Genomic DNA, 10,106 nt, shown 5'->3' with positions numbered 1-10,106 from the left:
CTTGGAAGCGGACGCGACCTGTTTGATTCGGGTAAATCGATTCATCGACGACTGCTTCTTCGTTGAAATAGTTAAAGTTGGTGTTGACGTAATTTTTGAGTAACATATTGTTGGCTGTGCTGTATCCTTGAGTGGAGAAGATAGAGCCGAAAGCTTTTACTACGTTGAACATAATATTTACTCCTGTTTTGTTACAATATATGGATGTGTAATTGTCGGTTTCTGCTATTTGAGAGGCTGCATTTCCTGGTTGTTAATGCTCTGATTTAGTCTGCGGGAACGAGGGAAACTAACAGAGTGATGCCTTGGAAGCGGACGCGACCTGTTTGATTCGGGTAAATCGATTCATCGACGACTGCTTCTTCGTTGAAATAGTTAAAGTTGGTGTTGACGTAATTTTTGATTAACAGATTGTTGGCTGTGCTGTATCCTTGAGTGGAGAAGATAGAGCCGAAAGCTTTTACTACGTTGAACATAATATTTACTCCTGTTGTGTTACAATAAATGGATGTGTAATTGTCGGTTTCTGCTATTTGAGAGGCTGCATTTCCTCGGTTGAGATTGATTGATTGTTCTGATATTTCATTGTTCTTGTCTTTCCTTCTTTTATCCGGATCGAAGCCCAAGAATTTTTGAAATTTAGAAGGGATTTGAGAAGCGGTTGCGGGAGTTTAAATTCGGTAATTCCGAGGTATTGAATTAACGATTTAGTGGTTGAGCCGTGGGTGGGATTTACCTCAAGGGTAGATGTGGTTATCTACACTAGGGATTGGCTGATTCCGCATTACTGCTGCTGTGAAGATGTTTTATTTTTGGGGTTGCTTTTTTGTGATTGGGCTGTGACTCGTTTGCTTGACACTTACTAATTTCCCAGGAATCGAATGTGTTTGGTGCGATCGCCCTGACACTTTTATCGTCTGGTACTGGCACAGGACACTCGTCAGCCTGCAAACAACGATTTATCAATAGTTTCAGCCTACTCATCTGACTGGTAGCTGTGCCAATTTAGGCAACTGGACTACCGCAGGCTGTGAATCCTGAGTTTACGCAAAGTCGATCGGGCAATCCGGAACATCCATACATATCTAGTGCGTGACCGACACCATCGCTAGTAAAATACCCGTTACAGGTTCGATGGTTCGGACTTCAGTCCGTTGTTGTCTGAGGTTCGATGGTTCGGACTTCAGTCCTTTCTTGTCTCATCAGGACTGAAGTCAGCCCCAGAAGCATAATCTGTATATATAGAGTGCGGAATAAGTACGAACAGCGAATCCTCTAAGTAGCGTACAAAACCATTTTTTAGCCTTAGCCCTGTAATCGCAATTATTGAACAAATCGAACTTAAAATTAATTCATAAATTCAGAATCTCAATTTCATAAAAGTCATAATTATCAAGAACCTGCTTGATACTGCATAATTGTTACCGGAAGTCTGAATAAAGTTTTACCTAACTGAGACAAACCGAACTTGAATTTCAGGGACTGCGGCAAATCTTGCACGGAAACTTCTACGAAGCCAAAGCGGGTATAAAATGATGCGAGCCGCTTTCCCAAACATTCTAAATATAGCGGTTCTGTAGCCTGTTGAATTAAATGTTTTGTCAGGTAAATGCCCAAACCGCGATCGCGCCAATCCTTCGCCACCACCAAACTACCCAACTCTTCCGCGCCCGTAAACTTCCGCAATTGTCCGCAAGCAGCCAATTTCCCCTCACATTCGATCACCCAGAATTGCTCCCAGCGCAACTGAGTCGGATCGAGTTTCGCACTCCAAACTAACATTCTAATTGATTTGATATCTCGCTCCGACGCTTGGCGGATTGTGCATCCAGATGGTAAGGAAACAGAACTTGCAATCATGAGTTATAGCTGGAAACTACAGCAGCGATTCGTTTGAAAATGCGAAAAACTTCGTAAAGTTCGTTGCCGGGATTCTGAATATCAAACAACTTAGATAAAGCATACTGCGGTGTATCTTGTTTAGTCACTTTAATGAATCGGAAACTGCTGCCATTAGTCAGCAGCCCAAACGTTGGTTGTTCTGAATTTGGGTCATTCAGCATATAAAATAGCAATTGAGGAAGTCCAGCTTCAACGGAATATTGGGATCGCTTGGCTTCGATCGCCACAACCCAAAAAGATTGCAGCAATAATAGGACATCTATGCTGCCCCTAACAATTATATCTTCATCTTCGACAATCAGTTCAACAGATTTTTCACATTCTATGTGAAAGGGAGTTAGGAAAAAATCTGCTACAAATAGCAAAGGAGCTAGTACCACCATTTTTACAGTATCTTCTAGGAAAGGGTATGAGGTACTATTGATATAGCCTGCTTTTACCTTGTCGAGCGATCGCTTTTCTGCGTCTGTTATTTCTGGCAAATCTTCAATCCACTCCCGGAAGAATTGCTCGTCTTCAGCAAGTTGGAAGTTAAATTTTGTTTTGACATCGCGCAGTGTCAGTGTTTTTGCTTGAATGCTTTGTGTCATAGTTTTCTGTAGCTCTTAGCTAGTTGTAACTTATTGTAGCATATCAATTGGCGATCGTCTCCAACAAAACCTCCGCACCAAACCGCACCGGATCGGTACAAGGCAATCGCGTTTCTGCTTGAATTCCTGCTATTGCTAACAGCGCTTCTGCGTGAGTTAAGTGATGAGTATTGAGAGCGATCGCGCTGACTTTTGCCCCAACAAAAGCACCCGCAGCAGCGGCCACCATTTCGTACAATTCAACCACTTTCAACAAACTAGGAATCGATACGTGCGGGTGATTGCGAATGTGAATTTGTCCGGCTCGGTGCGCTAAAATTAAGTGAGTTGGCTGCGCGCCCCGCAACAGCGGCAGAGTCGCCGTCGAACCCGGATGCAATAGCGAACCTTGCCCTTCTACGTGCAGAATATCGCAGTCAGAACCTAATTTCAATACCATTTGTTCGACAGCACCGGCGGCGAAATCAACTCGAACTGCATCCAATGCAAGGCCTTCATTTCCGATCATTAAACCCGTTTGTCCGGTTGCTAAAAATTTGGAACGCCAACCCCGCTGCAAACAAGTGCGATTGAGTTCCAAACTGGTTGACATTTTGCCAACGCTCATATCTGTACCGACAGTTAACACGCGGCGACAGCTTAATTTAGCAGCGGCGGCAGAGGCGATCGCCCCAACAGACTTCGGTTCCTGACGCACGTCCCAAATCCATTGATTTTCGGTTAACGGAACCGTTATCAAAGGTGCAAGTTTCGCGTGCAAACCGTTGACAATCGACAAACCTGCTGCTACCGCTTGATTAATTTCTGGCAGCCATTCCGGGGGCAAAACACCGCCGGATGGAGCGATACCAATTAGCAGAATGTCCGGCGCCAATTGCAGTGCTTCTGCAACGGAAGCAACTATCGGTACTTGTTGAGGAATGCCAGCTAATTCAGATAAAGATTGTCCCGGACATTGGCGGTCAATTACTGCTACAATTGGTGCTTCGCTGTAGCGCAAAAAAGCTAAGCCTGTTTTGCCGGAAGTACCGAGAATTCCCTCGTGCAGCAAGATAGCAACTTTGCCATTTTTGATAGGATAGTTTTTAGTCATTGGTTCACTTTTAAGCTGAAAAATTGTAGATTGTAGATTAAATCTACAATCTACAATCTATAATCTACAATTGATTGTTCGCTGTGATTTGCGATTACTGGTTTAAAGCATTCGGATCTTCTCCCAATTCTCGCAATCTGGCTTCTAGTCGCGAGGCTCGTTGGCGTTCCTGTTCCGCTTGCTGTTGAGCAACTTCTACTTGCTGTTGAGCAGCTTCGACTTGCTGTTGAGCAGCTTCGACTTGCTGTTGAGCAGCTTCTTCAGGTAACAGAATTAGATTGCCAGATTCGTCGTAAAAACGCACCCAAGTTGCTGTTTCTCGATCGACAATTCCGTCCCAAGTCCCCAACCAAAAGCCCAAACTTTGACTCCACAGCCAGCCCTGTTCGTTGGGGACTAACGGTTGATAGCGTTGATTATTATCTAAACGCCATCCCTGCAAAGAATTCGGATCGAAAGGATCGAAGACAAAATAATCTGGCGTTCTGAAAACCTGCTCGTAAATATCCTTTTTTTTGCCTATATCCTCATTAGCCGTTGATGGTGAAAGCAGTTCCACAATGATATCCGGGTAACGTCCGTTTTCATCCCAAACTACCCAGCCTTGTCGGGAAGTATTGCCGTCAACACCCAACACAGCGAAAAAATCTGGGCCTCGATAATCCCGATTGCGAACCTGTTGGGCACTGAAGTAGATAAACATATTGCCACCGACAAAAAAATCGTTCCGGTTAGCTAAACCTTGTTCTGCCGAACGGATTAAAACGGTCATTGCTATGCGGTGGCGGTTGCTTTCCATTTCTGCACCATCATCAAAGATTAAATCAGTGGGCGGCTTGTGTTCTTCAAAAAAAAGCTTGGCTTCTCTATCAATTCCCTGTCCTATTGATTCTACTGGCATCATAGTATCTCCAGATTTGTTTTGATCGAAATTCATGGTTTTAAAACGCTCGTCTTTAGGTGGAATATTTTTAGGGTTGGCTGTAAATCCCCATCCTGAAAACCTCGTGCTTCCTCTATCAACTGTCAACTGTAAGTAAGGTGCGTCGCTCATCAATGGTCGATTTTTATTTGTGATGGTTGGTGGCGACGCACGCTACAACTGTCAACTGTCAACTGTCAACTGTCAACTGTTTAACGATATTTCTATTCTACAAGGTCAATTCGCTGCACTCCCAATCCCGATCGCCCATTTGGCAGCAAACACCCATTTTCAACGACTGCGCCGCTGAAAGGATCGTCTAGTAAATTCAAGTGACTGTCCAAATCCAAGTAATCAGCGAGGGGAGAAAGTTGTGCTGCTGCGGTATTTGCGATCGCACTATCGGAATAGCAGCCGAACATCACTTGCAGATTGCAGGCTTTTGCGGTGTGAATCATCCGCATTGCTTCGCTCAATCCGCCGGATTTCATCATTTTGATATTGATGCCGTGGACGCACTGTGCTAACTTGGGTATATCAGAACTATTAAAGCAACTTTCATCAGCAAAAATTGGCAAGGGCGATTGACGGTAAAGTTCCGAGAATTCAGCCATATCCGCGACTGGTGATAGCGGTTGTTCGACATAATTTATGTTATATTTTTCCAGCCAGCGACACATTTCTACTGCTTCTTTTAAACTCCAACCGCCGTTAGCATCTACACTGATTTGAATGTTAGCCGGCGCTTCGTCTAATACTGCGATCGACATAGCTTTGTCGGCTTCAATTCCTGCGGGATTTCCCAACTTGATTTTGACAGCGCGGTATTTGATGCTGGCGGGATTTGTCCCATCTTTGCCAAACCAATCGCGCACTCTGTCTCTCGCACTCCTCGGCGAATTTATGCCGATGGTGACTGATGTGGGGACAATGCGCGATCGATCTAATCCCCACATTTTCCACAGCGGGAAGCCTGCTTTTTTGCCCAGCCAGTCGTGCATTGCCATGTCGATGCCGGCGCGGGCGGCGGAGGGTAACTCGATTTCTGTGAAGATTTGTTCGACTTTTTGGCGATCGCACGGAGTAAACTTTTCTAGTAGCGGTGCAACTTCCTGCAATGCTGCTAGCAGACTCTCGGTAGTTTGGGGCTTAGAACCTGTGGAAAAGGGCGATGCTTCTCCCCAACCTTCGATACCTTCGTGTGTTAATTTTACCCACAAATTGGTACTTTGGGCTGTTGTACCGCGGCTGATGGTAAGTGCAAACCGCTTGCGGACAGTGAAGGTTTGAATTTGAACGCGCATTTTCAGTTATTAGTATTTTTTTATACAGAACAATCAGCAGAGACGGATAGCGCGGATGTTTGCATTTTTTATTTTTTACTTTATAGTTTTATTTTGCTTGTTCTAGTTTACCAAAAAGTCGATGAAATTCATTATTTCTGTTTCGCCAAAGAGAGTTGCCTTCTCTCTTAGCATTTGGGTGCTCTTCTTTGCTGTTGCTGGTTTCACCGTACAAGTTCTGCGCTACGGTTTTAACTATCGCGAACGCTGGATTCATTTGTTTAATTTAGACAGAGAAATAAATTATCCCTCGTGGTACTCGTCATTTACTTTACTGTTTTGCGGGATTTTGCTAGGTATTATTGCTGCTGCCAAGCAGAAGCAGGGCGATCGATATTTTCGGCATTGGAAGGCACTAGGGTTCATCTTTGTATTATTCTCTTTAGATGAAATCTTGAGCCTGCATGAAATATTAATTATTAACGACTTGCGAGAGTCACTGAATTTAGGGGGATTTTTTTACTTCATTTGGGTAATTCCGGGGGCGATTTTTGTTGCAGTTACTGGGCTGACTTATCTCAAGTTTCTCTGGCACTTACCCCGAAAAACCAGGGATTTATTTCTACTCGCAGGCAGTATATATGTAGGTGGAGCGCTTGGCATGGAAATGGTTTGCGGTTATTATGCAGATGCGGTAGGTCAGCGAACTTTGATCTACGGTTTGCTGGCTTCGGTTGAGGAAATTTTGGAAATGGTGGGAACGATCGTATTTATCTACGCTTTGTTGTCTTACATTGGTTCCCATCTTGAAAATATTGATTTGCAGTTTAAGATAGTGGAGAATCAAGATAGGTAAAGCTGGCCGTAGACCCAAGTTATTATGGCGGTTGAAATCGGAGACATTATGACTATCTACTTTTACAGCACTCGCAGCGAATACGGTAGTTTCTCTAACTTTTCCCGTCACGGATTCAAGTTAGACGGAGAATACTGGCCGACTACCGAACATTATTTTCAAGCACAAAAGTTTCCCCAAACGGAACACTGCGAGCAAATTCGCCAAGCAAAAACGCCGAAAGATGCAGCAACAATGGGGCGCGAACGCTCTCGTCCCCTGCGCCAAGATTGGGAACAAGTCAAAGATGATATCATGCGAAAATGCGTATTACGCAAATTTGAAACTCATGCCGATATCCGCGAAATTTTACTCGCTACCGGGGATGAAGAAATAGTCGAAAACGCACCTGGAGATTACTATTGGGGTTGTGGGAAAGATGGCAGTGGCAAAAATATGTTGGGACAGATTTTAATGGAAGTGCGAGAAATTTTGCGATAGTGTATCTGGGTTTGACAAATATATCTGTAGGGGCGAAGCATGACCGCAGTCAATATGAGATTAGAACTAATAACTTATATACGGTCATGCTTCGCCCTCTTCCAAAACCAGATGCACCCTTTTGCGAAAAGGCACGTAGCGAGTAAAACATAACCTACAAGTTTGTAGTCAGGACTTCAGTCCTTTCTTTCTAAATTCAAGAGGGAGGACTAAAGTCCTTACTACGAACCTATGATAAAGCAGGACTTATTTAATCCTAAGTCCTGCAATGCTGCTAAGCGAGCATTTCCTCAATTTTATTAAACAAGGTAACTCAAACATCCGCCTGACCACCTGTCAAATTGTGTGCCAATCTCCTCAGGCTGTTCTAGTAGAGGGTTTAGCCTCTCCTCAGAGACTGCAAAGCAGGGGAAACGGTAAAAACCCTGCACCACTTTTTGGTTTTGACAACTACTGTCAACCAGAATTAACTTTTATCGTGGTAAGTACAGCATTTTTCGCCAGTCGCCTCCCGGACACCGTTCTCCTTAGGTTGGCGATTCACAGGTAAAACAACAAAACTCCTGTTCTGGTTAAGGTTGATTTTTTATTTATGCTGTATGTTTCTATTCTCTGCGATTTCTCTAAATTGTGACCTGTTGTACAGAATTCTTTACACTTTTTCGATCTAAAAGATGCTGTTTTTGTTTTGATTAAGAGATCGATCGCACTTTTGGAATCCTCTCTCAGACTTAGGTTCGGGGATCGCAGCTTAAGTGAGTTTTCAGCGAATTATAAGATTGCGGACTGTTAAGATTTTTGAGTTATTTGGCTGCATTCGCGCCCAACTGCCGCCGTTGCTGTTGAATTCGGTTGAATTCTTTTTGTTCTTCGCACAGCAACGTATTGTCGATCGGCGATCGCATATCCCACTGCAACTCTGAGAGTAACAGCAAACATCCCGCCATAATTATCCCTGTGGTTAGATATTGCCAAGGGGCAACGAATGTTAATAGAGGTATGCTAAATAAATGAGTTAGCCCGATGAGGATAAAAGTGCGCGATCGCAAACCAAGTCCAGTACAAAAATAGCCGATCGCGCTCAACCCCAACCACAAATCGCACAGATGCAGCAACCAAAATCCCCAACCCGCAAAAATACTGCAATCCGTCAAAATCAAACCAGAAATCATCAAAATCGCCCAAGAGTAAAGAATCCAGCTAACCCGCTCAACCTTTACCCAAAACAAAGTCAAAACAGCCATGATCGCAGTGCCAATTAGAGTCACTGTTGACCACAAAATCGCCTGAAAGCTCCAACTAAGCGGGACAAACTGAGCCGTGAAAAAAATCCCCGCCGTCACCAAAGCCCAAAGCAGAAAAGTTTGGTCAATGCGGGTATAAAATCCTGAGAAAAGAGTAATATCTCCGACTTGCCAGCGGAGGCGCAAGAGGCCTGCGAGGTCTTGTACGTCGAGATGTTCTTGTTTGGAGCGGATTAGAGGTTCACAGGGGTTGAAGAAGGTCATTCCGTATAGTTTAAAATATCAAGTTTTGCGTATTGTAACAAAACTTCAAGAAGATTTTGCCGATTTTTATATACTTTTTTCTCATTCTCCGGCTCTGCCTGGGGAGGTAGATCCGGAAGCTCTGCCTCCCGCGAATCAGAGACAAGCTAGGCAGAGTCTCTGGATATTGGTTCCCAGACAGAGCCTGGGAAGCAGGGACGGGCAAGATGCCCATCCCACAGGAGTTCGATCGATTTTGTTGGTCGATTCCCGATATACGTCAAAATAGACGTACAATATAAAAAGTAAGTGCGATTCGTTTAGTCGAAACTGAGTAGCAATACTTAGGGGATGGCTAGGGTGACTACATAGTCATCATAACTGGATACACATCTGGGTGCGGTTCATCCCAAGTCCCAGTCCGCAAGTGCAGCGGTAAAAGCATATCCCCTACCTTGTTAAGTAGCAACTAGCAGCGTAAAGCGGGGATAAAAGGCAGACTACTGGTAGCCGAAACTGGTAACTGTTGAGCAAGAGTTCATGTATAGCGAAAGCAAAGATGTGTCTGAACCATCGATAGTATAGATGGTCTAACGGCTGAATCAAGAATAAACCCGTTGAGAAACACGGTAAAGACTGATTAAGACCAAGCCAAAATGGCAAGGCTAGGGCATAGGCGATTTTGCACTCGACCTATAAGCACCGCCCATAAACCCGGTGGATAGCATCACACTAAAAACTCAATCAATGTATATCTGGAACGAAGTAACTCTCGTATATTTCTGGAATCAGGTCGATTATCGGTAAGTAGCTAACGAATGATATACGAGAGAGGGATTGTATCAGAAGCCAATGCCCTGTTGTAATGACAGGGATATGCTAACGGATACACGGTAACTTCAAGGATAGGAACAAGAATAGCAATGAACAAGTCTAAAACGCGGGATAACCCGACGGTGGAATGGAATCAAATCAATTGGCGGAAAGCCGAAAGATTGACATTCAAGTTGCAAAAACGTATCTATCGAGCAAGTGAGCGTGGCGATGTAAAAGCAGTGAGGAAGCTTCAAAAGACCTTGATTAATTCGTGGTCTAATAAGGTTCTAGCGATACGACGGGTCACACAAGACAATACTGGCGTGCGTACAGCAGGTGTGGATGGTATTAAATCACTAACCCCGAAGCAACGCTTTGAGCTAGTAGGTCAACTCAAAACAACTGGTAAATCACAACCGACACGTCGGGTAATGATACCAAAACCAGGCACTAATGAGTCTAGACCATTAGGTATACCCACAATGTACGACCGCGCCTTACAAGCAGTTGTGAAAGCAGCACTTGAACCAGAATGGGAGGCTCTCTTTGAGCCAAACTCATATGGTTTTAGACCCGGTGTGCGATTCGTTGGGTAGAAACTAACCCTGAAATGGGTAGAGGATTACCCGCAAGCTACACAAGAATCTTCTCCCAAAAGAAGAGGCTTCGGCAAGACA

General features: G+C 44.2%; 10 protein-coding genes and 1 pseudogene. 3 read left to right on the top strand and 8 right to left on the bottom strand.

From position 1 onward, the window contains the following. Positions 1 to 266: 266 nt before the first annotated feature. The 7 genes from JGK14_RS32565 to JGK14_RS32535 form a co-directional block, all read right to left on the bottom strand. Complete coding sequence (locus JGK14_RS32565; protein ID WP_325315952.1) at positions 267 to 476, bottom strand: hypothetical protein; 210 nt, start codon at positions 474 to 476, stop codon at positions 267 to 269. 286 nt (positions 477 to 762) lie between these two features. After that, a complete protein-coding gene (locus JGK14_RS32560; protein WP_293178115.1) occupies positions 763 to 984 on the bottom strand; it encodes a hypothetical protein in 222 nt (73 codons plus the stop codon). A gap of 408 nt (positions 985 to 1,392) precedes the next feature. Then, the gene (locus JGK14_RS32555) at positions 1,393 to 1,860 is read right to left on the bottom strand and encodes a GNAT family N-acetyltransferase (RefSeq protein ID WP_293192968.1); all 468 of its coding nucleotides are present in this window, start codon (positions 1,858 to 1,860) and stop codon (positions 1,393 to 1,395) included. Further along, complete coding sequence (locus tag JGK14_RS32550) at positions 1,857 to 2,492, bottom strand: type I restriction endonuclease (protein ID WP_293196689.1); 636 nt, start codon at positions 2,490 to 2,492, stop codon at positions 1,857 to 1,859. The genes JGK14_RS32555 and JGK14_RS32550 overlap by 4 nt, the downstream gene beginning before the upstream one ends. 43 nt (positions 2,493 to 2,535) lie before the next feature. Then, positions 2,536 to 3,585 (bottom strand): DUF1611 domain-containing protein, encoded by a 1,050-nt coding sequence (locus JGK14_RS32545; protein WP_325315951.1) that lies wholly within the window; start codon positions 3,583 to 3,585, stop codon positions 2,536 to 2,538. A 94-nt stretch (positions 3,586 to 3,679) separates the two neighbouring features. After that, positions 3,680 to 4,489, bottom strand: coding sequence for a Uma2 family endonuclease (locus JGK14_RS32540; protein WP_442921500.1), 810 nt, complete (start codon positions 4,487 to 4,489; stop codon positions 3,680 to 3,682). Between the two features lie 242 nt (positions 4,490 to 4,731). Continuing rightward, on the bottom strand, positions 4,732 to 5,811 hold the full coding sequence (locus JGK14_RS32535; protein WP_293196687.1) for a dipeptide epimerase: 1,080 nt from the start codon (positions 5,809 to 5,811) through the stop codon (positions 4,732 to 4,734). Between the two features lie 121 nt (positions 5,812 to 5,932). Between JGK14_RS32535 and JGK14_RS32530 the strand changes: the two genes are divergently transcribed. Both JGK14_RS32530 and JGK14_RS32525 read left to right on the top strand, forming a co-directional pair. Beyond that, positions 5,933 to 6,646 carry a hypothetical protein gene (locus JGK14_RS32530; protein ID WP_293178099.1) on the top strand — a complete coding sequence of 238 codons (714 nt, stop codon included), beginning with the start codon at positions 5,933 to 5,935 and terminating at the stop codon, positions 6,644 to 6,646. Between the two features lie 48 nt (positions 6,647 to 6,694). Further along, the gene (locus JGK14_RS32525) at positions 6,695 to 7,126 is read left to right on the top strand and encodes an NADAR family protein (RefSeq protein WP_293178233.1); all 432 of its coding nucleotides are present in this window, start codon (positions 6,695 to 6,697) and stop codon (positions 7,124 to 7,126) included. An 803-nt stretch (positions 7,127 to 7,929) separates the two neighbouring features. Here the strand turns inward: JGK14_RS32525 and JGK14_RS32520 are convergent. Beyond that, positions 7,930 to 8,634 (bottom strand): hypothetical protein, encoded by a 705-nt coding sequence (locus JGK14_RS32520; RefSeq protein ID WP_293192977.1) that lies wholly within the window; start codon positions 8,632 to 8,634, stop codon positions 7,930 to 7,932. A 902-nt stretch (positions 8,635 to 9,536) separates the two neighbouring features. On the opposite strand from JGK14_RS32520, the pseudogene JGK14_RS32515 reads away from it, so the two are divergent. Further along, positions 9,537 to 10,007 (top strand): annotated as a pseudogene (locus JGK14_RS32515) (reverse transcriptase N-terminal domain-containing protein); the annotation flags it as partial. Positions 10,008 to 10,106 lie beyond the last annotated feature (99 nt).

Source organism: Microcoleus sp. PH2017_28_MFU_U_A, from assembly GCF_020738035.1.
Lineage (GTDB): Bacteria > Cyanobacteriota > Cyanobacteriia > Cyanobacteriales > Microcoleaceae > Microcoleus.
Note: the sequence above shows the minus strand (reverse complement) of the source record. Positions and strands in the feature narration are given on the sequence as shown.